Consider the following 22784-nt stretch of genomic DNA (forward strand, 5'->3'; position numbering starts at 1 on the left):
TCAAACTATTAATTAGCGAGTCAATTGGAATTCGAAGCGATCACCAACGTAGTATGAGCGAACATATTCAAAGGGGTGGTCCTCCTGGTCATATGAAACCTGACGGACGGCCAAAATTGGATCGCCACGCTTGATTTGCAAGAAATCAGCTTGTCGCTCCGTTGCCAGCGCCGCTGTGACCGTTTGCTCGGCCCGCCCTGGCTGAATACCGGCCTGGATTAAAGTGGCGTAGAGCGACTCTGTCAGGCTTGAACGAGTAAAGTTATTCACCAGCTTCACAGGTAAGGTCGTCTGTTCCAGCAAGATTGGCTCATCATCACCCAAACGCAAGCGTTCCATCACCAAAACTTCGTCCTCTGGTTTGAGTTGCAAGTGCTCCAACTCCGAAACGGATGGGGTCGTCACCTTATAAGAAACGGTTACGGTCTGGGCCTCCCGGCCTGATTTTTTCATCAACTCCGTAAAGGAAGTCACACCGAGCGCGCGTTCTGAAACCTTTTTCTCAGCCACATAGGTCCCGGATCCAACACGGCGTTCCAAGATGCCTTCATCGACCAAGGTTTGAATCGCCTGACGCAGGGTCATCCGGGAAACGTGAAAGGATTCGGCCAAGTCACGTTCGGCCGGAAGGCGTTTATTCGTCCCCCATTCGCCAGCTGCAATGCGCTGACGAATCTCATTATGAATCTCAATATAGCGTGGTATAGCCATAATTATTGCCGCTCCTGACTGTCATTATTGGTTGAAAACTAGGATAACTTGCTAGTATCTCTTTTCTCATTATAATTGGTCTAGGCAGATATTTCAAATCAGTCATCTTTTTTTACCAAATTTTTGATTCCCCTCAACCCATCTAACTTTTATAGAATTCATTGAAAAAAATTCCAGAAAAATTCTAAAAACCCCTTGCAAAATGAGAGAAAAGCGGGTAATATATATCAAGTAATTGCCCCTTAGCCAAGCGGTAAGGCGGTGGCTTCTGGTGCCATTATGCGCTGGTTCGAATCCAGCAGGGGCAATACGATAACTTAGAAAAGGCGGTCTTGCTAGTGTAAGGCCGCCTTTTATGTTATCTTGGTAGTATAGCGTAATTCCTTTACTAGATATTCTAGTAGCAGACGAAATGGAGACAAAAGTGAACATCCGTCCTCTTGCTAAGCAAGATTTGCCTCATATCTACCAGCAAAAAAATTCACGGTCTGTGATGGCCCTCTGGTTCGAGGAACCCTTTAATTCCCTAGACGAATTAACCATCCTCTATGACCGCCACGTCCTTGATCAAAGCGAACGGCGTTTCGTGATTGAGGAAGACAACCAATTTGTCGGTGTCGTTGAATTAATCGATATCAATACTATTCACCGTCACTGTGAAATCCAAATCATTATTGATACCAAATTCCAGGGCCAAGGTTTGGCCCAAGAAGGAATGCACGCTGGGATTGAATACGCCTTTTCAGTCTTAAATCTTCACAAGATTTACCTGTACGTCGATGTAGAAAATCCAGCTGCTATCCACATTTATAAAAAATTCGGCTTTCAAGAAGAAGGTCGACTCCGCCAACACTACTTTGCCGAAGGACGTTACCATGATTCCTTAATGATGGGACTCTTCGCTAACGAATTTTATCAAGAAAAATAACCATTATGAAAACTGATGCCCGTTATACCAAAGCTGATGCCGCTATTCGTGCTACCTTTTTAGAAATTTTGGCCCATAAGGACTTTCATAAAATTTCTGTCCAAGAAATCATTAAGCAGGCTGATATTAACCGTTCAACCTTCTACGCTCATTTCTTAGATAAGGATGACTTGATGGAAACCATCCAAATGGACCTCTTAGAAGAAACCATGGGTGCTCTGCCTTCCTTAAACATTGAAAACTTCGATGTTGCTGAAATCTTCCAGCATCGAGCTGATTTTTTGGTTCAAAAGCTCTACGAGCAAAAGGAATTAGCCGCCCTTCTCCTTTCAAAGCATGCCGAGCATTCCTTTGAAAATCGAATGGTTGAACAGGCGAAGAAGGCCTTCTTCAATACAACCGATGGCCACGATTTAGCGATTCCACCGCGTTATGCCCTCAATATTTTGACAGGAACCGCCACAAATTTGATTATTACTTGGATTCGTTCTGGCTTTCAAGAATCAACCGAAGAGTTTTCGGCCATCCTTGTTAAGGTTGTCCCACCACTTTTGACCAAGGTTATCCATGCCCAAAACTAGTTCTTCAACAAAACCACCCATCAATGGGTGGTTTTTTGTTGGATAAAACGCCTAAAATCCCCCTATCCAACTTTTAAGCGACAATTGTTGGTTTTATTTTTTTGACAGTTTATTATACTAAAGTCAGTAAATGAAACGAGGAAGTACACATGAAATCATCAAATAAGTTGATTTTGGGTCTGGCTCTTGGTTTGACGGTCGTCTTAGGAATTATGATGACTGCCTTCTCATTACCAGCCGTAAAATCAGGTATTAACAATGTACCAATTGGTGTCGTTGCTCAAAATGATGCAACGTACGAAAAGTTGGCCAAGCCTTTGTCCGATAAGGGCTTTAAGGTTACCCAATATGACAGCGAAAAAGACGTTAAGTCTGCTATCAAGGAACGTAAGATCTACGGTGCCTTTGAAATGTCAGCAACTGGTGACTTGAGCTTGTACCAAGCAACTGCCGCTTCTGCAGCCGTTGCGCAAGGCTTGAACCAAATCGGTCAAGGTGTTGTTACCCAGCAAAAGGCCGCTGCTAAGGCGCAATTAGCACCAATGATGGCGCAAGCAAATGACGTCAACACATTGAAGGCTTTGAACCAAAAGTCAGCAGCAATCGATGCTAAGACATTGAAGGTTGTTGAATTACGTGCCTTCCCTAAGGATGACCCTAAGGGAACTGGTTTGGCTGCTGGTGCTTTGCCAATTGCCCTTGGTGGTTGGATTGGTGCCGTTGCTATTGCCAACGTGATTAAGGGTAAGAAGCAAAAGTTCTTTGCTGCCTTGGCCTTCGCCTTCGTTGGTGGACTTGGCCTTGTTGGTGTTATCCAATTCGGTGTTGGTACTTTCGATGGTAACTACTGGTTAACATCACTTGGTGCCATGGTTGGTATCGCCGCAACTGCATTCTTTGTTCTGGGTATTTTGGAAGTGATGGGAAACGGTGGTTTGATTATCGCCGCCATCATGTTGATCTTGCTTGGAAACCCACTTTCAGGGCTCTCATCAGCTCCTGAAATGTTGCCAAAGGGCTGGGGCTTCTTCGGACAACTCTTACCACCTGGAGCAACTGGAACGCTCTTGCGTGACATCGCCTTCTTCGATGGTAATGCAATCGCCTTGCCATTGACTGTATTGCTTAGCTATGTTGCCGTTGGTTTGATTCTCTTCGCCATCGGTAAAAAGTCAACAATCGTTGTTTCTGAAACAACAACTGACTAATCCACAATATTTTTTCTGCTTGAAAAAGCCGCTCGCAAGTCTGATTTCAGACAAGCAAGCGGTTTTTTTACTCTTTTTATGAGGGTCCGATATTAAGCAAACAAGAACCCGGTTCAATGAACCAGTTCGATTTCAACGCTATCCTTTGTTTGGTTAGCCGCAAAAATCGTCTTGGTGGCAGCCCAGATTTTCTCGGCAATTTCCGGCTTATTCATCGTATACAAATGAATGCCGTCGACCCCCTGGGAAACCAAATCAACAATTTGTTCAATTGCATAGGCAATGCCGGCATCCTTTAACGCCAGCGGATTATCCGCATAGCGATCAAGCATTTTTTGATACTTTTTAGGCACTGGCACACCCGAAAATTTCGTTATCCGCTCAATTTGCTTTTTATTGGTACAGGGCATAATACCGGCTTCAACCGGCACTTGGATGCCAGCCAGGGCTAGCCGTTCCTGAAATTCATAAAAATGCTGATTGTCAAAAAATAGCTGTGAAATCAGGTGGTCCGCCCCCGCATCGACCTTACGCCTCAGCCCCTCAATATCAGCCACCACAGATGGTGACTCCTGGTGCACTTCCGGATAGCAAGCAGCGGCAACGTCAAAATTAGGATACTCGCGGTCAATATAAGCAACCAAATCAGAAGCATGGTGGAAGGTCCCATTTGGTGATAACCCGTCTACTGGGTCACCACGCAGTGCCAGCACGTTTTGAATATTATCGGCCGCCAATTGGTCAAGCAGTTCGTCCACCTGCTGTTGGCTCCGATACAAACTAGGAATATGGGCAACCGCTGGTACGTGTAGCTGATTTTGAATAAGATTGGCAACCTCAATCGTTTCATTACCCTGGGCCGTTCCGCCCGCACCCAGTGTCACCGAAATAAAATCAGGCGAAACATCATTTAAAGAAGATAGCGTTGGCAGAATACTTTCTTTGGAAGTATTCTTTCGTGGTGGAAAAACCTCGAGGGAAAAAACTGTTTTTTTCTCGAATAAATCAACTAGCTTCATCGACATCCTCCCTGATTGCTTGAATGGCAGCAATCATGTTTTCCAAACTGGCGAATGATTCCGCCTCGGACCGGGTCTTCAAACCGCAATCTGGATTGATCCAAACGTTTTCGGCAGGAATTTTTTCGATCACCTGCTCAATCAAACCTTGAATTTCATTTTGACTTGGTACCCGTGGTGAATGAATATCATAGACACCTGGACCTACCTGAGTTTGGAACTGGTGGTCAACTAGGTCATCAATCAAGGTGAAATCAGCTCGAGAGGCTTCAAACGAAATCACATCGGCATCCAAGTCGTCGATTGCTTGAAGAATATCTGAAAACTCGCTATAGCACATGTGAGTGTGAATTTGTGTTGTTGGTGCAACGCCAGAGTGAACCAGGCGGAAGGCCGGAACAGCCCAATCTAGGTACTGGCTAAACCAATCTGATTTTCTTAATGGCAAATTCTCACGTAAGGCTGGTTCATCGATTTGAATAATCTTAATTTCATGCTTTTCCAAATCCAAGACTTCATCGCGCAGTGCCAAAGCGATTTGGGTCACGACTTCCTTGCGCTCGATGTCCTCACGAGGGAACGACCAGTTAAAGATGGTCACTGGACCCGTCAGCATCCCCTTCACGAGCTTATCCGTCAGGCCATTCGCATAGACCGAAGCTGCAACCGTAATCGGTGCCGTACGGCTAACATCCCCCCAAATAATTGGTGGTTTAACAGCTCGGCTACCGTATGACTGGACCCAACCATTTTGGGTGAAGACAAATCCACCTAATTTTTCACCGAAGTACTCGACCATGTCATTGCGTTCGTATTCCCCATGAACCAAGACATCCAGACCTAACTCCTCCTGCTTACGGATAATCCGGGCAATCTTGTCTTCATTGAATTGGTCATATTCTTCTTGGCTGATTTCATGGTGCTTAAATTGACGACGGTTGGCTCGAACATCAGCTGTTTGTGGGAAGGAACCGATTGTCGTCGTTGGGAACAGTGGCAAGTCTAATTCTTCGTTTTGCAAAGCAATCCGTGTTTTTCGATCTGACAATCGAGTATAGTCATCGTCGCGCAACGCCTCCACTCTCTTCTGGACCGCCACATTAACTGGGTGTTTGACGTCAGCAAAGAGTCGTTGATTTTCTTCCAAATACTTCTCGCTACCGTCTCGGCCAGCAACAATCGCAGCCAATTCACTGAGTTCGTGCAATTTTTCAATAGCGAAGGCCAAATGTTGGGCAACGTCTTGGTCCAACTGATTTTCATTAGCAACGGTATAAGGCACGTGCAACAAAGAGGAAGAAGTATTTAAGACAACAGGTACTTCTGTTGGCAACTGATGCAATTGCTGCAAGGTTGTCTGGTAATGGTTACGCCAAATGTTCTTACCATTCACAACCCCAGCAAAGAGCGTCTTATCGGTTGGAAAACCGTATTGCTCAATCAATTGCCAATTTTCTTGCCCCTCAACAAGGTCCAAACCAATCCCTGCAAAAGGCTTTTGAATCAAATCTTGGTAGACATCCCTGACATCGCCAAAGTAAGTCTGCAAAACGACTTTGACTGTGGTTGGTTGGGCCAAAAGTTGGTCATAAAGTTGATCAAACAGTTCTTGGTCTTGTTGACTGACATCAAACGTTAGTGCTGGTTCATCAACTTGCAAATAGTCGACCCCTAACTCCTGCAGGTTAGCCAAAAGTGCTTGATAGGCCTGGACCAAATCAGTAATAAAATCAGATGGCTTGGCGCCATCCACAAACCGCGCTAATTTCAAAAGTGTATAGGGACCGATAAAGACAGCCTTAATCGAATCAATCCCTGCTGCCTGGGCTTCACGAATTTCATCAAGTAGCCTTTGACCATTAAACTGCACATGTGTCTCTGGCGTAAATTCAGAAACGATATAGTGATAATTCGTATTAAACCACTTCTTCATTGGCAACGCCTTAACCGTTTGGTCACCATCCTGATAACCCCGAGCCTGAGCAAAATACTCATCTAATTTTGACAATCCTAATTGTCGGTAACGATCAGAAACAATATTTAAATCGTTGGCAACGTCCAAAAAATTATCAAAGAAAGAAAAGTCGCCAACTGGAATCAAGTCAATGCCAGCTTCCTGCTGGGCCCGCCAATGCGCCAACTTAATCTCATGCGCCTTTTGCAATAACTCGTCCTGGTTCAACTGCTTCTTCCAATAATGCTCTGTCGCAAACTTTAGTTCTCGCTTTTCACCAATCCGTGGGAAACCAATAATTGTTGTTGTCATGTCCTTTTCTCCTCATCTTTTCTTTACTATTCTTGGCCGCACATAAAAACGCCCCTAGATAAACAATCACGTCTATCTAGGGGCGCCTTTTGGCACGGTACCACCCTAATTGTCTGATAACCATCAGACTTACTCAATACCCCAAAATACATCGGAGCCACACAAGATAACGGCTGTGAACCGTGGCCATCTCACGCAAACTGCGCTCGACCGGCCAGTAACTCCAAGACCATCTTCTCTAACCATTTTTCTACCAATTCTCATCATCATGGCTCTCTGTCAGAAATTCGGATTAGATACTCATCTTTTCATTGTTTGTTTTCATTCTTTAATTTTCAAAAAGGCCTGATGTAAATCAGCCTTCAAATCGTTGATATCTTCGAGGCCAACCGAGTAGCGGACCAAGCCATCCGTAATGCCACGGTCATGGCGTTCTTCCACGTTCATTTCAGCATGGGACATCTTTGGTGGATAGGAAATAATCGATTCCACCGCTCCCAAAGAAACCGAGAAAATCGGAATCTTTAATTCGGCTACCAGCTGACGCACATTGTCTTCACTACCAATATCAAAGGACAAGACCGCCCCACCTGATTTGGCCTGACTACTTTGAACTGCGTAGCCAGCATCCGCTTCCAAGCCCGGATAATTAACCTTTGTCACAAGTTCCTGTTGTTCGAGCCATTGAGCCAACTCTAGGGCGTTTTGTGACTCCTTTTCCATCCGGACCGCTAAGGTCTTAATGCCGCGCATCAAGAGCCAGGAATCCGAAACGCCAAGCGTTGCACCCATGGCATTTTGGAGAAAGTAGATTTGCTTACCGAGGTCTTCGTCCTTGGTCACCACCAATCCAGCCAAAATATCACTATGGCCGGCTAAGAACTTCGTGGCACTATGCACGACCAAATCAGCACCAAGGTCCAATGGCTTTTGCAAAACCGGGGTCATAAAGGTATTATCGGCAAAAACTAAGGCCCCATGGTCGTGGGCAATTTTGGCCACTAAACGAATATCCGTGACCTGCAAAGTTGGGTTTGAAGGAGTTTCCACATAAACTACCTTGGTATTATCCTGGAAAGCCTCTTCCAAATCAGCTGGGTTTCCCAAGTCCACAAAGGTATGCGAAATTCCGTACTTGGTCAAAACTTCTTCTACCAAGCGGAAGGTCCCACCATAAACATTCTTGGTCAAAATTACGTGATCGCCCTGGTTCAACGTCAACAAGGCCGTCGAAATCGCTGCCATCCCCGTTGCAAAGGCAAAGCCCCGGGTGCCATGCTCCAACTCCGCAATACTTTCCTCTAGAACATCTCGTGTTGGGTTCCCTGACCGGGCATAATCCCAGTGACCGAAATGATCAAAATCACGCTGCTCGAATGTTGAGGACAACTGGATTGCTGGGTTAATCGCCCCGCTTTCCTTATCTGGTTTAGTCGTGGTTTTAATGACCTTCGTCCAATCAGAAAATGCATCCTTAGTCATGAATTAACTCCTTTTCTACGCCAAATGTCTCTGCCACCTGTTTCTTAACCGAATTGGCCTCAGCCACATTGTCATCTGTTGCAGCAGCCAGAGCCTGATGGAAGTCTAAAATCAGGTCCGAACTAGCCTCAATCCCACAGGAGACACGCAACAAGTTTTCCGTAATCCCTGTTTTTTCACGTTCGTCCGGTGTCATGTCGGCATGGGTTTGCACGGCCGGAACGGTCACCAAGGTTTCCGTCCCACCCAGGCTTTCAGCAAAGGAAATCACCTTCAAGGCGCCCAAGAAACGGTCAATATCAACTGATTTGTTCACATAAATACTGACCATACCACCACGGCCAGGGTAGCGCACTTCGTCAATCAACTCACTTTGATTAAAGTCTGCCACCAAGGCCTGAGCGTTTTCTTCCTGTTTAGCCAAGCGCAAAGGCAGCGTCTTCAGACTACGCAAGAGTAACCAAGAGTCGAAGGGTGCCAAATTAGGACCCGTCGTGATCAGATTTTGACCAATAACTGCGGCTGTTTTTTCGGTTTTACAAACCACCACACCGGCTAACAGGTCATTGTGCCCTGACAAATATTTCGTAGCAGAATGAACCACGATGTCTGCCCCCTCATTTAAGGGTTGTTGAATCAAGGGTGTGTAGAAAGTGTTATCCACGAGCAATTGGGCCGAAGTGGCATGAGCATGATTGGCCGTCTTTTGGATATCAATCACCTTCATGGTTGGGTTTGAAGGGGTCTCAATCCAAACAGCCTTCCCGCCATCCGCCAAAAGCCGGTCGAGTTCTTGGTAATCCTGACCATCCCACTTGCTGAAGCGTAGATGGTACTGATTTGCTAAAAGATCAAAGAAGCGGAAGGAACCACCGTACAAGTCATCGGACACAATGATGTGGTCATCACTCTTAAATTGGCTAAAGACTAGTTGAATTGCCGCCATACCCGAGGAAACGGCAAAGGCCTTTGCCCCATTTTCCATCTGAGCCAAGACGTCCTCTAAGACATCTCTGGTTGGTTCCGTCATTCGGGAATAGTCATAACCCGTCGACTTACCCAAACCCTCGTGCCGATAAGCAGTCGAGAAGTACAGGGGCATCGAAATCGACCCCGTCACATTATCAACTCGGTTACCCGCTTGAGCCAAAATCGTTTCAATCTTCTTTTGCCAAGAACAGTCAATTGCCATTAATTTTTACCTTTCCTTATTCCAATCTTTTGCACAACCTGATTTTTTTGCCAGGATTTATAGCGCGTTTTAAATTCGGCTAGTGCTAACTCGCCGCGCACGTTTTTTAAAACATAACAACAGCTTCATTCACCACGAGCGCCCTCAAATCTGATCCCGGGTTTCATCATCACGCACGCCTTTAAATCTTAGCCAAGGCCTGGTCCAAATCAGCGATAATATCGTCAACATTCTCTACCCCAATTGAGAGGCGAATCAAGTCCGGCGTCACACCGGCTGCCCGCAGTTCTTCCTCATTCAACTGGGCATGGGTCGTAGAAGCCGGATGAATAATCAGCGACTTCGCATCGGCGACATTGGCCAAGAGCGAGAAGAGCTTCAAGTTCTTAATCAATTCCTTACCGGCCTCTTCGCCACCAGTCAAACCGATAGTGAAGATTGAACCAACCCCGTTAGGGAAATACTTTTCTGCCAAAGCATGATAAGGGCTATCAGCCAATTTTGGATACTTAACCCAGGCAACTTTTGGATGGTTATTCAGGTAGTCGACCACCTTTTCGGCGTTTGAAACGTGACGCTCAACCCGCAAAGAAAGCGACTCCAATCCCTGCAGTAACAAGAAGGAGTTGAAGGGGCTAATCGTTGCTCCCAGGTCGCGCAAGCTTTCGGCTCGAACCTTGGTTGTAAAGGCTGCCGGTCCCAAATCAGCAAAGACCAAGCCGTTATACTGGGCGTTTGGCGTTGTGAAACCTGGGTACTTGCCGCTAGCCTTATAATCAAAGTCGCCCTTTTCAACAATGACGCCACCCATCGTTGTCCCGTGACCACCAATAAACTTCGTGGCCGAATGAATCACAATGTCAGCGCCATGGTCCAAGGGCCGAACTAAGTAAGGCGTCCCGAATGTGTTATCCACCAAGAAGAGGATTTGGTGACGGTGGGCAATTTCGCCAATGGCCTCAAAGTCAACCAAGTTAATATTGGGGTTCCCGATACTTTCCACATAAACCGCCTTGGTCTTATCCGTAATCGCCTTTTCAAAGTTTTCGGGGTCATCTGGATCGACAAAGGTCGTTTTAATTCCTAATTTTGGTAGCGTGACCGCAAAGAGGTCATAAGTCCCGCCATACAGTGTACTGGCAGCAACAATCTCATCTCCCTGACCAGCAATGTTGAGAATCGCCGCCGTAATAGCTGCTGAACCTGTGGCTAAAGTCACCCCTGCACTGGCGTTTTCCAAAGCCGCCACGCGATCATCGACAACCGCTGTCGTTGGGTTAGTCAAGCGTGTATAAATATTGCCGGGCTCCGTTAAGCCAAAACGATTGGCTGCCTGATCAGCGTCCTTAAAGACGTAAGAAGTTGTTTGATAAATTGGCACGGCCCGTGACCCGGTTTCTGGATCAACTGTTTGGCCAGCGTGTACTTGTAATGTTTCAAAGTGTAATTTCTTGTCGGTCATAATTTTTCTCCTTATTGACAATCAGGTTCAACCAGTTTTGATAGAGCTGGCGGCTGCTAGCCGTCCAAGTGTTTTCAATCTCTTCGCCACGGTCGTAATAGCCTTCTGGGTAGTAGTTAGCTGGTTCATGAATGGCCAAATGTTTAGCCAGGTCGCGACGGTATTCGGCATCCAACGTTTTCGTTTGATATTCCGAATGCCCCGTCAGATAAGTTTGCTTCCTCTCGGCCGAATGTAGTAGAAGCGGTCCCGCTTGATCATTGGTTAAGAGGACTTGTAAATCAGCTGGCAAATCGTCAACATCAATCACCGACTCCGAATACCGCGACTGCGGTGTCTTGAAATTTGAGAGGCCAGCGGTCAGTCCTGATTTTTCAGTGGCAGTTTCTTGGGCCAGTTGCTTGGCCTCATAAATTCCAAACAATTTTGCCGGTAAGCGCCGCTTTTTGATGCCAAAGTCTTGGTACAGCGCTGCCTGAGCCGACCAACAGGCGTTGATGGTTTGACCAACATGGTCTTTCGCCCAATCCTTAATGGTCAAAAATTCCTGCCAGTAATCAACGTCCTCAAAGGGTAGCTGCTCTACCGGTGCCCCCGTTAAAATCAGACCATCGAAGTTTTGATCCTTAATTTGGTGCCAACAGGCATAACAGTCGGCGACCGCATCCTTTGGAACAGTCTTGAAGTGGTGACTACAGGCATATAAAAAGGTCAATTCGACATCCTGGTCCAAATCATTTAACAAGGACAAAAACTGTTCCTCTGTATTTTCCTTGGTTGGCATCAGGTTCCAAACCAAGATTTGCAGTGGTTGGATTAATTTCTGATTTTGCCACGCTTGCTTTTGGTGCAAGAACCCATTCTTTGCATTCGCCGTCATCGCCATTCTCCTTTTTTAAAACAAAAAAACGCCCCTAGAATCACTATAAAAGTCATTCTAGGGGCGCCAAATAGCCTGGCACGGTACCACCCTATTGCTGGCTTATTGGCCAGCACTTAAGACACTAAAGAAGCTATCTCTTAACACGGTAACGTGTGTCAATCCGTAAGGGGCTCATCGACAAGACTCACCGCTTATACCGTAACCAAAGACCATCTTCAACATTTGCTCAAATACCCGCTTACACCGACCCGGGCTCTCTGTTAAAATCAGCTGAACGTTTACTCATCTTTTCTCAGTAATTTATAATTTATCTGTTGACACGTATAATAAACCGTTCTATTTTCTTTGTCAACAGTGTTTTGATTTTTTAATGAAATCGGCTAGATATGATTGTTCCAAATAAAAAAGCGCCTCAATGATCCTTTCGTCTTGCTCTATCGCCACTTGTTTCCCTTTTTAATTGCCAAAAATCGGTTTGAGTCCGCTAGTCGGCATTTTCACTTAAACAAGTCAAACAAACTAAAAGTTGTCTTGCTATAAACCCTGTTATACATCTTCTTTTTTGGGTTCATCCAACCCCGTCCCCGGGTTCCATAACCCGGAATCAAGGCCTTCTTAACCGCCCGCGTTGCCCGGCCGGATGTTCGAGCCGCAATCGACTTTTTCAAACTTGGTGTCCGCATTCCATACTTCATATTCTGTACTCCTTCTCATCATTCTAGGTTGAGTATAGCACTTTTATCGGAACCATTCTTTTTTAAATCTAAAAGAGTGATTTCGAATCCTATTTTGAAAATCGTATAACCCTTGAAAATCAGCGACTTTATCCACGCAAACAAAACAAATTGCAGTACAATGGTATCCGTATTGGAGGTGACGGATTTGTCTAAAAATTTATTTCCATCACATGAACGACTCCTCTTTGGAAGTCTCTTAACCTTCACCGCTGGATCACTGGATGCTTATTCTTACCTAATCCACGGCGAGGTCTTTGCCGGTCTGCAAACCGGAAACCTAATTTTGCTTGGTATCAACTTAGGGAAAATGCACTTTTCCACTGCAAGTCACTACCTGATTTCACTGCTTGCTTTCGGTGTTGGTACTCTCTTAATCAAGGTTCTACAACATGTACTAGAAAATAAAGGCGCTAGTAAAACAACCGAACGCCGTTTTGTCCTTTGGTATATGACAGCCATTTTGGTGTTGTCTGCAATCCTACAGAAGCACGTGCCCAACCTCGTTGGTACATCAATTCTTTCCTTTGCCGCTGCTGCCGAGTTACAGGAATTCCGTAAGCTCAAAGGTGCCCCATTCATGCCACTAATGATGACCGGAAATTTCCGGACACTCTACGAGGCCCTCTATGAAAGCCTCTTCCGTGGCAACACTAAGATGGCACAAACAGCCATCGATATCGCCACGGTCATTTTCACCTTCTTCTTGGGAGCACTGTTGATCAGTGCAACGGTTCCAGTCTTGGCTGGATTGGCCATCCTCATTCCAGCTCTGGTAACACTCATTATGAGCCAACTGGTCACAATGAAATAAGTAAACAGCCTCTGATCGTTTTTTGGTCAAGGCTTTTTCTTTTGATTCATTTGCCAAACAACACCACCGAACCACCGCAGAGCAAACTGAGTATAAATTAAAAAAGGTAAGACGTTTAAAAACGTCTTACCTTCAACAGCTACCGGACATCCATGAAATCCGTTAGCTACTTTTTAAAAGCATCCTTTGTTTTGTCGGCAAAATCTTTGGTGGCATCTTTAGCATCAGCTGCAAATTCCTTTGCCTTGCCCTCAGCCACTTTAGCCTCACCTTCCAACTTGTCCTTTGCTGCATCAAATTTTTCTTCGAATGACATATAATGTTCCTCCTTTAAATTTGATTGCCCTCAGTATACACCAAAACTCATTGATGTAAAGTAAAATGTTATATAAAAAATAAAAAAATCAGGCCCTGATAAATGGAGTCTAATTTTTCCTTCGTTAATGTCAGCTAAGGTTTCGATTCCACAATCTGCTTCTGTTCAATAGTTTTATCCAGTGAAACTAGCCAGACAATAGCAATAACTATCAACGGCAAGAAAGTCAACAAAATGTCGGACCAAGGGCTGACTGGTAAGTTACCAGTAATCGTGCTCTGCCAATCGAAAAGAAAGTGTGCTACGGCAACGACTAGAATGGAATTTGTCAGTACGCGGAAAATCATGAATAATAAACCAGATCCAAAAGCATAAAATACTTGCTGATATACAGCTAAACTAGATGGATAAACAGATAAATTTAAAAGATGAAGAGCTGAAAAAGCTAAGCTTGTTGAGATAGAAATAATAATCAATCTGTTGTGTTGAATTTTAAAACGATTCAAAATACGTTGTGTCAAATTTACCAGATAACCTCTGAAAAGGTACTCTTCAAAAAAGCCAGCACCTAAAGCGACCATTGTGCAACTAAGTATCATTTTGGGTGATTCTTTGAAAAGCTCCAAGAGGCTTTGAATATTGCCATTAATAGCATATAACACAACAAAATACACCAACAGACCAAAAATTAAAAATTTTTGTGGTTTCGAAAGCGGTAGCTTTTCTTGATAAATTTTCTCTTGATTGGCTACTTTACGAATCAAATAAACGTCAATCATCAAAACGATGGACATCAATACTTACAACACAATTGTCGCGCCAAAAGACACTATATCCGGGTGCCCAGGCTCAAAAAACGAACCTACAAAAAATAGAAAGATTATCAATATGTCGTAATGCGTTATTTTGTTCTTGATTTCTTCACTATCTTGTTTCATGCAAAACCTCCAATTTTTATTGAATTTCTTAAATATATCGTAACACGTTTAATAAATTTAATGTATATTTTGGTTATTTATACTTTTTTTATATTTTTTAATTAGAGGCACGAGATTAATGCCAGATTACCCCGTGCGAGATAAAAACATTAATGGCTTTCTTCAAATAAAAAAATTACGACAAAAAAGGTAGAACACCTTGTGTTCTACCTTTTGGAAAAGTCTTGCTCTACGAGCCTTATGCCGACTAGCGGACTCAAACCGCTGACCCCCTCATTACTAGTGAGGTGCTCTATCAACTGAGCTAAGTCGGCAAAATCAGTACCTAAATATTATATCAAAACATTTTGAATACTTCAACAATATTTTTTGAAATATTGTGATACGGATGACAGGAATCGAACCTGCACGGATTACTCCACTGGAACCTAAATCCAGCGCGTCTGCCAATTCCGCCACATCCGCAAATCTTGACGTACCAGGCTAACTTTCGATTTTAAACAACCGACAGACGCTTTGGCAACCATTTAATAATACTGGATTTCTTTCTCATCGTCAAGTAAAACTTTAGAAAAAATCATTATTTTTTCAACAGCACGTCCACAGAGAATAACCAAGAAGCTCCCCCATTCAAAAAGCACCACAGACAAAGCCTGTGGCGCTGATTTATCAATTGTTATTCATTATCAAGGGTCTTCTTCGTTAATTCCGAAACAGACTGCTCTTTTCGTTGCGCTAGATGCAGTTTATAGGCATATAGGATAATTGTTCGAGCAATCGCGTACACCGGCACAACAATGATCATGCCGACGATACCCCAAAGATTCCCAGCCCCAAGCAAGAGCAGCATCACCGTTAACGGATGAATCTTCAGGCTCTTACCAATCAAGGCTGGATAAATAATTGAACCGTTAACCTGCTGGACAATTGCCATCGTAATCACGATTCCGATGACCATCTTCCAGGAAATCGATAAAGCAACCAAGACGGCCGGCACAACCCCGATAAAGGGTCCCACATAAGGAACGATGTTAGCGACTCCGGCAATGAAGCCAAGGAGCCAAATATATGGTAATCCGGTCATCCAATAACCAATACTCATGGCAAAGCCGACAAAGACCATCTGAATGGCCTGACCCGAAATATAGCGCTCAATGGTCTTATCGAGTTGTCCCCCAAGTTCAAAGACGTCCTGCGCCTTGCTCTTTGGGAAGAAATTTTTGACCGTTGGCAAAAAGTGGTCCGCGTCGTTCAGCATATAAAAGAGAATGATTGGAACCATCAAAGCGTTGATGGTAAAAGAAGTCGCTCCCGCAATCACAGCTTGAAGAGTACCGGCAGTAATTGAGAGGACAGAAGTCCCATACTTGGTCACAGACGTCTTAATGTCAGTATCTGAAACCGAGATATTCATGCGCTTAAACCAGGGCTCCTTGACCATCTCATTAGCCAAATCCTGCACGTGTTTGATAAACGATGGGATGGCATTAATCATATTCGTGATTTCGTTTAAAATCAGTGGTACAAAAATCACCAAAGCCCCACCAACCACAATCAAGAACAAGGCAAAGGTAATCCAGACGGCCAAAAACCGAGGCATCTGCCAGTTTTTGATTCTGATTTTTTCAATTGCCTTTAAAATCGGCTTCAAAACGTAGTAGAAGAAGCCAGCAACCAATAGTGGCATAAAAACCGTGTTGGCAAAGACTGCAATCGGATGCATTAAAAAGTCAAAACGAAAGACTAAGAAAATTAAACAGGCTAGAGCCAGCGCCTCAATTGTCCAAAAGAATATGGTCCTTAATTTATCATTTGGAAACATCATCAATCTCCCTTAATTGATCTAATAGCTTATGTTGTACCTTCGGCAGGGCCAGTGCCTCTTGCTCCGCAGGCGACAGGAAGGCCATGTTGGTTGGCAAGTTCTGCTGATTTTTGACCGGTAAATCAACCAACCAAATTTCCCAGCGGCGGTGAGAAAAGACGTGCACAACCGGCTTTAAAGTCAGTTGTTTTCCGGCCAATTCTTCGATTGACTCCACTTGCTTCAATGGCAAGGTCCAAAAATTAGCTAGCAGACCTGTTTTTGGTCGTTGCTCATACAACAACCGACCCTGTTCATCATATGCCACTTGAGCTTGATAAATCTGTCGCACTGGCTTTTTCTTTTTTGTCTTCACCGGATACTGGTCCTCAACCCCATCTCGAAAGGCCGCGTTATATTTTTTAACGGGTGAATGCAGGGTATCCGGATTATCCGTCTTCATATAGGTTGTGCCCAAGTCCATAATTGCTTGGTTAAAGTCACCAGGCCTCTCTGGGTCAACGATTGGTTCAATTGCTTGATAAAAGACCTTACGGGTTTTTGGTTGCGCAATATCATCGTCAATCTTCAACAGGCGGGAAAAGACTCGAAAGAAATTACCGTCAATGGCTGGTACTACTTGACCAAAAGCAATCGAGGCAATCGCCGCTGCCGTATAGGGCCCAACCCCAGGCAAGTCCTGGAGGTCATCATATGATTCTGGCCAGTGACCCTGAAGGTCATTGACTACATACTTAGCCGCCTTATGTAGGTTTCTAGCCCGTGAATAATAACCGAGCCCTTCCCAAAGTTTTAAGACCAAATCTTCATCAGCAGCAGCCAAATCAGCCACCGTTGGCAAAGCTTCCATGAAGCGGTTAAAATAGGTGATGACCGTATCAACTCTGGTCTGCTGGAGCATTAACTCCGAGACTAGAATTCGATAAGGATCCGTGTTTTGTCGCCAAGGCAAAGCTGCTCGACCCTCTTGGTCGTACCAGGCAAGCAAGTCTTTGCGAAAGGCGTTGATTGTCGTTTGATTCCAATTCTCCATAACCACTATTATAGCACTTGAAAACCAATCTCTTATCAGGTATAATTGTTTTCTGTACGATACATTTATTTTATCTAATATAAGGAGTTACACCATGGCAGTTAAGACACCATTGAATTCATTTGCCCGCGGCCGTAAGGTCGGACACGACTCTTCTAAGAAGAAGCGTCAAGCTGCTGTTGCTCAATTGCAACAATGGGCTAAGGGAAAGACAACAGAAATCCCTAACACAAGCACTAAGTAAGGAAAACTAGCGTTCAGCTAGTTTTTTTTCTTGATTTTTTCATAAATCTGAAGAAAACTGCTTGTCTTGCCTGGCGGCCATGCTTATACTAAATGTTGAGCAATCACTTATTTGGAGACCAAACCTATGATTATTTCCGTCGAAAATAAACAACGCCGCCGGGCAGTCTTTGCCACCCTGCTCTTTATCGTTCTGGCCGTTTTAATTGGCACCAATGCGTCTTTTTTGTATGAAATGAATGAGTCAGTTCGCTTCTTTATGACTGGAATTCAAACGAGTTACGGTAATGCTATTATGTCGGCAGCAACCTTCTTAGGTTCGCCACTCATGTGTCTAATTTATGCCGTCCTCTTAGCAAGCGTCCTACTTTTGGCAAACTTAAAAATCCCGGCATTTTGGGTAATCTTTACCGCCTTTGGTCAAATTATTTTGACCCAAATCATTAAGTTCTTTATTCATGCCTCGCGCCCCGTTGGTCACCTCTTAACGGACACCGGCTACTCATTCCCGTCACAACACGTCGTTGCTATTTGGTCAATCGTTTTTATCCTGTTCTTGTTGGTGACACCAAACATTAATTCGATGATCTTACGGATTTTGATTGACTGGATTTTAATTACCCTGGCGCTGATGGTTATGCTCTCGCGACTCTACTTTTCTTCGCAATTCGCCTCAGACGTCATTGCCGGCTACCTACTTGCCTACGCTTGGGTCGTCCTCTGCGCTAGCCTTTATCCGACAGTCGCAACCACATTGAAGAAAAATTTTTGGGCGTTCAAAGAACAAGAAATTTAATATTGATCAGACTCAGTCGCTAACGACCGAGTCTTTTTTATTTGTCATGCAAAAACATGATCCACTAAAAATCAGCCCACCCTTCAAACAAAAAAATGCCCACCGCTTTGAGCGGTGGGCATTCTGATTTGTTAGAAGTTTAGTCTTCCTTATAATCGTCATCAGACATGGCTTCAACTTGTCCCAACAAGTAACCATTACCAACTCCTGAGAAGAAGTCGTGGTTTGATGTGGAAGTTGAAATACCATTCATCACAACTGGGTTAACCTGGTCGGCGTTGTCTGGGAACAATGGTTCCTGTCCCAAGTTCATCAAGGCCTTGTTGGCGTTGTAGCGCAAGAAGACCAAGACGTCATCCGTCCAACCAATTTGATCATAAATTTCGTGGGTAAACTTTTCTTCGTTGTCGTACAAATCGTACAACAAGTCATACATCCAAGTCTTCATTTCTTCTTGTTCCGCTTCTGAAAGCTTGTTAAAGCCGATTTGGAACTTGTAACCGATGTAAGTACCGTGCACAGACTCATCACGCAAAATCAGCTTGATGATTTCGGCAACGTTCAGCATCCGGTTGTGGCCCAAGTAGTACAAAGGCGTGTAGAAACCTGAGTAGAACAAGAAAGTTTCCAAGAAGACCGAAGCAACCTTCTTTTGCAATGGTGTACCATTTTGGTAAACATCATTAATCTTGTTCGCCTTGTACTGCAAGAATTCATCATGATCGGCCCATTCGAAGGTCGCATCAATCTCTGACTTGTCGTTCAACGTTTCAAAGATTGAAGAATATGACTTGGCGTGAACAGATTCCATAAATTGGATGTTGTTCAAAACCGCTTCTTCCTTTTGGTTAACTGCATCGCGACGCAATGAAGCCATTCCGTCCTGTGACTGCAATGTATCCAAGGTCGTCAAACCACCGAAGACCAAGTTATAAACCCGGCGTTCCGTATCATTCAAATCACCACGCCAGTTGCGCAAGTCGTTTGAAATTGGGACACGGGTATCCAACCAGAATTGTTGGGTCAACTTTTCCCAGGTAGCCTTATCCAAGGCGTCCTCAATGTCGTTCCAGTTAATGGCAGTATATGAGCCGTTATTCACGTGTTCAACCATGTTATTCTCCTAATGTTTCCGTGATGCTTTGGTAAATTTTTTCTGCGTCGTAAGAAGTCCCACGTAACTCGTAGTCTCCAATCACCGGTACCTGATACTTTTTGGCGTAGCGCTTCGCAGTCAAAATATATTGATCGTTAAAGTTGCGGTTCCCCGATCCAACTACACCCCTTATTAGTGTAGCATTGTCTTCAAAATCAATATAGTCTGCGAGTGCGTTCGTAAAGATTTCGATTACTGCAGGGCCGGTACCGGTACCGCCCGTCAAGTAGGTTGGTACAATCGCCACAAAGGGTTGGTGTTCAGCTTCATAATCGGTTTCATCACCGACTACTTTAGCGTCAATCATGTCACCTTTTTCTTCAGCAACCGCTTGCAGCTTATTAATAAACGACTGTGTATTGCCCTCAATGCTGGCATATAAAAGTCGGTATGTTGCCATCGGACTTTCCTTTCTAAACAGCGTAGGCTGTTTGTCAGAACTTTGAATTAGAATCATTTGATAATATTTGAACAAAGTTCATGCAACGTATTCAATTTAACAGCTAGGTTGACAGCCGTCAACCCCTAAAATATGTACGACTGAGCAGTGCTCAGTCATTTGTGAACCCGGTAAACAAGACCAGGCTAACGGTTGAACACTTATTCACAATCGCATTTTGTTAGAAAAATTTTCTAACTTAAATTCCTGTAAGCGTATCCAATTAGAATTAAATCGTCATTAAATTGAGCAAGACTCACATTCGTTGATACCAGCCTCTTGGTTATCATCCGTATATGTTCGAACATAGTACAGAGACTTGATGCCCTTCTTGTAAGCATAATTACGCAACTTAGACAAATCACGTGTGGTCATCTTCTCCGTCCGACCATTCTTCCAGTCATAAAGACCTTCCGGAATCGTTGAGCGCATGAAGAATGTCAAAGACATTCCCTGGTCAACGTGTGGCTGAGCGGCTGCATAAATATCAATGACCTTTTTCATGTTCGTGTCATAGGCAGAAACATAGTAAGGCAACGTCTCATTTGACAGACCAGGTGCTGGGTAGTAAACCTTCCCAATCATTCCTTCTTGACGTTCTTCAATCTTGTTAACGATTGGCAACAAAGAAGCCGTGGTGTTATTGACGTATGAGATTGAACCAGTTGGCGCTACCGCGTGACGGTAAGCGTTGTACAAACCGTTCTTTTGCACTTGATCGCGCAATTCTGCCCAGTCTTCCTTCGTTGGTACTGGCAGGTTAGCAAACAGTTCCTTCACCTTATCAGTCTCTGGGCCCCAATCTTGGCTGACATACTTTTCAAAGTATGTGCCGTCAGCGTAAGCTGATTTGTCAAAGTCCTTGAAAGTTTCTTGACGATCCAATGCGATGTTCATTGAAGCCTTCAATGAGTAGAAGTTCAATGTCATAAAGAAGACCTTGGTAAAGTCCAACGATTCTTTATCACCATACATCATCTTATTTTGAGCAAAGAAGGCCGCCAGACCCATGGCACCCAAACCAACGGCGTGGTTTTGTTGGTTACCATTTTGTACGGATGGAACCACGTTCAAATTAGATTGTTCAGAAACAAATGACAGAGCGCGGATCATCGCATCGACAGAGCCGGCGAAATCATCCGTCTTCATCATGTTAACGATGTTGATTGAACCCAAGTTACATGAGATATCCTCACCTAAGGTTGTATATTCCTGTTCATCGTCAATGGTTGAAGGTGTTTGCACCTGCAAAATTTCAGAACAAAGATTTGATGAAATGACCTTTCCAGCAACTGGGTTAGCACGGTTAACTGTATCGATGTTCACGATGTAAGGGTAACCGGATTCTTGCTGAAGCTTTGAAATTTCTTCTTCAATCGTTCGGGCAGGAATCATCTTCTTCGTGATTTTGTCGTTCTTCAACATGTTGTCATATTCGGCAGTGATATCAACATAGTTGAATGGCATGCCGTACTCGCGTTCAACATCAACTGGTGAGAACAAGGCCATTTCTTGGCCCTTTTCAATCAAGTCGTAGTACTTGTCGGGCACAATCAAGCCCAATGACAGGGTCTTCACGCGGACCTTTTCGTCGGCGTTTTCCTTCTTGGTAGCCAAGAAGGTCATCAAATCAGGATGGAAGATGTTCAAGTAAACAACACCGGCTCCCTGACGGGCTCCAACCTGTGAAGAAAAAGTAAAGGAATCTTCTAACAACTTCATCACTGGCACAATCCCACCAGCAGAATTGGCAATGCCCATCACCGGTGCGCCAGCTTCACGAAGGTTTGAGAGATTGATCCCAACTCCCCCACCCATCTTTGACAACTGCAAAGCTGAGTTGATTGTTCGGCCGATGGAGTTCATGTCATCGCTTGTTTGCAAAACGAAACAAGAAACCAATTCACCACGACGAGCACGACCAGCATTCAAAAATGATGGTGTTGCCGGTTGGTAGCGCTGGTGAATCATTTCATTGGCCAAGGCCATCGCTAAGTTCTCATCACCGTTAGCGTAGAACAAAGCATTCAAGGCAACGCGGTCCAAGTAAGATTCAACATAGTAAGCCTTGTCGTTCGTCTTTTGCGCATATTGGTTGTAGAACTTAAAGGCCGCCATAAAGGAACTAAAGTGGAAGTCTTGTTCCTCTAAGAAGTCATACATCTTGTTGATGAAGGCCATGTCATATTTTTTGACCAGGCCCTTATCCAAAAAGTCGTTTTCAATCAACCAATCGTAATGAGCTTCAACAGAGTCAAACCGCTTTAAGTTTGGTTCAACGTTTTCCTTCATGAAGGCTGCCAAAGCTTCCTGATCCTTGTTCAACTGAATCTGGTTGTCCTTTGGAATATTGATTTCGTTATTTAAATCAAAATAGGTAACCTGTGTAAGGTCAAGATCCAATAATGACATATAATTCTCCTCGTTTTTTATAATTTGTTCGTTTTCCCCTTAAGAAGAAAAATTCCGCATAGACCAATCAGGACTAGGCGGAAAAAATCGTGACACTAAAAAAACTTAGGCCGTCAAAGACTTCAAGGCGTCAGGTTGAAAACCAGAGAAGGCTTCCTGACCAGCAATTTGAACAACAGGTGTCTGCTTAAAACCAGCATCCTTCAATTGAGCAAGATACTCTGGTTGTTCTTCGATATTAATTTCTTCGTAGCCAACCCCCATGCTGTCGAGGTAGCGTTTTGTCATCTTGCACTGTACACAATTATTTTTGGTAAAGACCGTTACTTGAGCCATACTTTTGGTC

The 22784-nt window shown here is 44.2% G+C and carries 22 protein-coding genes, 3 tRNA genes and 1 other annotated feature; of the genes, 7 read left to right on the forward strand and 18 right to left on the reverse strand.

The annotated features are described in order from the left end of the window. Positions 1-12: 12 nt before the first annotated feature. On the reverse strand, positions 13-711 hold the full coding sequence (locus AOQ32_RS05755) for a GntR family transcriptional regulator (RefSeq protein WP_047974267.1): 699 nt from the start codon (positions 709-711) through the stop codon (positions 13-15). A 236-nt stretch (positions 712-947) separates the two neighbouring features. On the opposite strand from AOQ32_RS05755, the gene AOQ32_RS05760 reads away from it, so the two are divergent. The 4 genes from AOQ32_RS05760 to AOQ32_RS05775 all read left to right on the forward strand — a co-directional run bounded on the left by AOQ32_RS05760 (position 948) and on the right by AOQ32_RS05775 (position 3428). Further along, positions 948-1019, forward strand: a tRNA-Gln gene (locus AOQ32_RS05760). Between the two features lie 116 nt (positions 1020-1135). Then, positions 1136-1639, forward strand: coding sequence for a GNAT family N-acetyltransferase (locus AOQ32_RS05765; RefSeq protein ID WP_059393984.1), 504 nt, complete (start codon positions 1136-1138; stop codon positions 1637-1639). A 5-nt stretch (positions 1640-1644) separates the two neighbouring features. Then, entirely contained in the window at positions 1645-2220 is a 576-nt protein-coding gene (locus tag AOQ32_RS05770) for a TetR/AcrR family transcriptional regulator (RefSeq protein ID WP_059393985.1), read from the forward strand. A gap of 149 nt (positions 2221-2369) precedes the next feature. Next, positions 2370-3428: an ABC transporter permease gene (locus AOQ32_RS05775; RefSeq protein ID WP_059393986.1), complete on the forward strand. Its 1059-nt coding sequence runs from the start codon at positions 2370-2372 to the stop codon at positions 3426-3428. 113 nt (positions 3429-3541) lie between these two features. On the opposite strand, the gene metF is transcribed toward AOQ32_RS05775, so the two are convergent. From metF to AOQ32_RS05810, 7 genes are all read right to left on the reverse strand, one after another. Beyond that, a complete protein-coding gene (metF, locus tag AOQ32_RS05780; RefSeq protein WP_059393987.1) occupies positions 3542-4447 on the reverse strand; it encodes a methylenetetrahydrofolate reductase [NAD(P)H] in 906 nt (301 codons plus the stop codon). Then, positions 4434-6713 carry a 5-methyltetrahydropteroyltriglutamate--homocysteine S-methyltransferase gene (gene metE / locus AOQ32_RS05785; RefSeq protein WP_059393988.1) on the reverse strand — a complete coding sequence of 760 codons (2280 nt, stop codon included), beginning with the start codon at positions 6711-6713 and terminating at the stop codon, positions 4434-4436. The genes metF and metE overlap by 14 nt, the downstream gene beginning before the upstream one ends. A gap of 75 nt (positions 6714-6788) precedes the next feature. Next, positions 6789-7034: a binding site (T-box leader), on the reverse strand. Beyond that, entirely contained in the window at positions 7035-8195 is a 1161-nt protein-coding gene (locus tag AOQ32_RS05790; protein ID WP_059393989.1) for an aminotransferase class V-fold PLP-dependent enzyme, read from the reverse strand. Further along, positions 8188-9387, reverse strand: a complete 1200-nt coding sequence (locus AOQ32_RS05795) for a PLP-dependent transferase (protein ID WP_083994438.1) — start codon at positions 9385-9387, stop codon at positions 8188-8190. Before AOQ32_RS05795 ends, AOQ32_RS05790 begins: the two co-directional genes overlap by 8 nt. A gap of 181 nt (positions 9388-9568) precedes the next feature. Further along, a complete protein-coding gene (locus AOQ32_RS05800; RefSeq protein WP_059393990.1) occupies positions 9569-10849 on the reverse strand; it encodes an O-acetylhomoserine aminocarboxypropyltransferase/cysteine synthase family protein in 1281 nt (426 codons plus the stop codon). Beyond that, positions 10824-11729: a homoserine O-acetyltransferase/O-succinyltransferase family protein gene (locus AOQ32_RS05805; protein ID WP_059393991.1), complete on the reverse strand. Its 906-nt coding sequence runs from the start codon at positions 11727-11729 to the stop codon at positions 10824-10826. The genes AOQ32_RS05800 and AOQ32_RS05805 overlap by 26 nt, the downstream gene beginning before the upstream one ends. A gap of 500 nt (positions 11730-12229) precedes the next feature. After that, on the reverse strand, positions 12230-12427 hold the full coding sequence (locus AOQ32_RS05810) for a hypothetical protein (protein ID WP_059393992.1): 198 nt from the start codon (positions 12425-12427) through the stop codon (positions 12230-12232). 187 nt (positions 12428-12614) lie between these two features. On the opposite strand from AOQ32_RS05810, the gene AOQ32_RS05815 reads away from it, so the two are divergent. After that, positions 12615-13280: a YoaK family protein gene (locus AOQ32_RS05815; RefSeq protein ID WP_158531871.1), complete on the forward strand. Its 666-nt coding sequence runs from the start codon at positions 12615-12617 to the stop codon at positions 13278-13280. 166 nt (positions 13281-13446) lie between these two features. On the opposite strand, the gene AOQ32_RS08880 is transcribed toward AOQ32_RS05815, so the two are convergent. The 6 genes from AOQ32_RS08880 to mutY form a co-directional block, all read right to left on the reverse strand. Continuing rightward, entirely contained in the window at positions 13447-13596 is a 150-nt protein-coding gene (locus AOQ32_RS08880) for a hypothetical protein (protein ID WP_168779055.1), read from the reverse strand. Positions 13597-13730: 134 nt separating this feature from the next. Further along, positions 13731-14375 carry a CPBP family intramembrane glutamic endopeptidase gene (locus AOQ32_RS05820; protein WP_158531872.1) on the reverse strand — a complete coding sequence of 215 codons (645 nt, stop codon included), beginning with the start codon at positions 14373-14375 and terminating at the stop codon, positions 13731-13733. 400 nt (positions 14376-14775) lie between these two features. Next, positions 14776-14848: transfer RNA gene (locus tag AOQ32_RS05825), tRNA-Thr, on the reverse strand. Between the two features lie 69 nt (positions 14849-14917). Continuing rightward, positions 14918-14999, reverse strand: a tRNA-Leu gene (locus tag AOQ32_RS05830). Between the two features lie 211 nt (positions 15000-15210). Further along, positions 15211-16356 carry an AI-2E family transporter gene (locus AOQ32_RS05835; protein ID WP_059393995.1) on the reverse strand — a complete coding sequence of 382 codons (1146 nt, stop codon included), beginning with the start codon at positions 16354-16356 and terminating at the stop codon, positions 15211-15213. Then, positions 16343-17392: an A/G-specific adenine glycosylase gene (mutY, locus tag AOQ32_RS05840; RefSeq protein ID WP_059393996.1), complete on the reverse strand. Its 1050-nt coding sequence runs from the start codon at positions 17390-17392 to the stop codon at positions 16343-16345. The genes AOQ32_RS05835 and mutY overlap by 14 nt, the downstream gene beginning before the upstream one ends. Before the next feature lie 94 nt (positions 17393-17486). On the opposite strand from mutY, the gene AOQ32_RS08885 reads away from it, so the two are divergent. Both AOQ32_RS08885 and AOQ32_RS05845 read left to right on the forward strand, forming a co-directional pair. Beyond that, positions 17487-17636 (forward strand): hypothetical protein, encoded by a 150-nt coding sequence (locus AOQ32_RS08885; protein WP_168779053.1) that lies wholly within the window; start codon positions 17487-17489, stop codon positions 17634-17636. 126 nt (positions 17637-17762) lie between these two features. Continuing rightward, positions 17763-18431: a phosphatase PAP2 family protein gene (locus AOQ32_RS05845; RefSeq protein ID WP_059393997.1), complete on the forward strand. Its 669-nt coding sequence runs from the start codon at positions 17763-17765 to the stop codon at positions 18429-18431. 139 nt (positions 18432-18570) lie between these two features. On the opposite strand, the gene nrdF is transcribed toward AOQ32_RS05845, so the two are convergent. The 4 genes from nrdF to nrdH form a co-directional block, all read right to left on the reverse strand. After that, positions 18571-19545 (reverse strand): class 1b ribonucleoside-diphosphate reductase subunit beta, encoded by a 975-nt coding sequence (gene nrdF / locus AOQ32_RS05850; protein WP_047975091.1) that lies wholly within the window; start codon positions 19543-19545, stop codon positions 18571-18573. Between the two features lies 1 nt (position 19546). Beyond that, complete coding sequence (nrdI, locus tag AOQ32_RS05855; protein WP_059393998.1) at positions 19547-19987, reverse strand: class Ib ribonucleoside-diphosphate reductase assembly flavoprotein NrdI; 441 nt, start codon at positions 19985-19987, stop codon at positions 19547-19549. Between the two features lie 279 nt (positions 19988-20266). After that, complete coding sequence (nrdE, locus tag AOQ32_RS05860; protein WP_059393999.1) at positions 20267-22438, reverse strand: class 1b ribonucleoside-diphosphate reductase subunit alpha; 2172 nt, start codon at positions 22436-22438, stop codon at positions 20267-20269. Between the two features lie 105 nt (positions 22439-22543). Then, a complete protein-coding gene (nrdH, locus tag AOQ32_RS05865; protein ID WP_059394000.1) occupies positions 22544-22774 on the reverse strand; it encodes a glutaredoxin-like protein NrdH in 231 nt (76 codons plus the stop codon). Positions 22775-22784 lie beyond the last annotated feature (10 nt).

Source organism: Fructobacillus tropaeoli (genome assembly GCF_001047135.2).
GTDB lineage: Bacteria > Bacillota > Bacilli > Lactobacillales > Lactobacillaceae > Fructobacillus > Fructobacillus tropaeoli.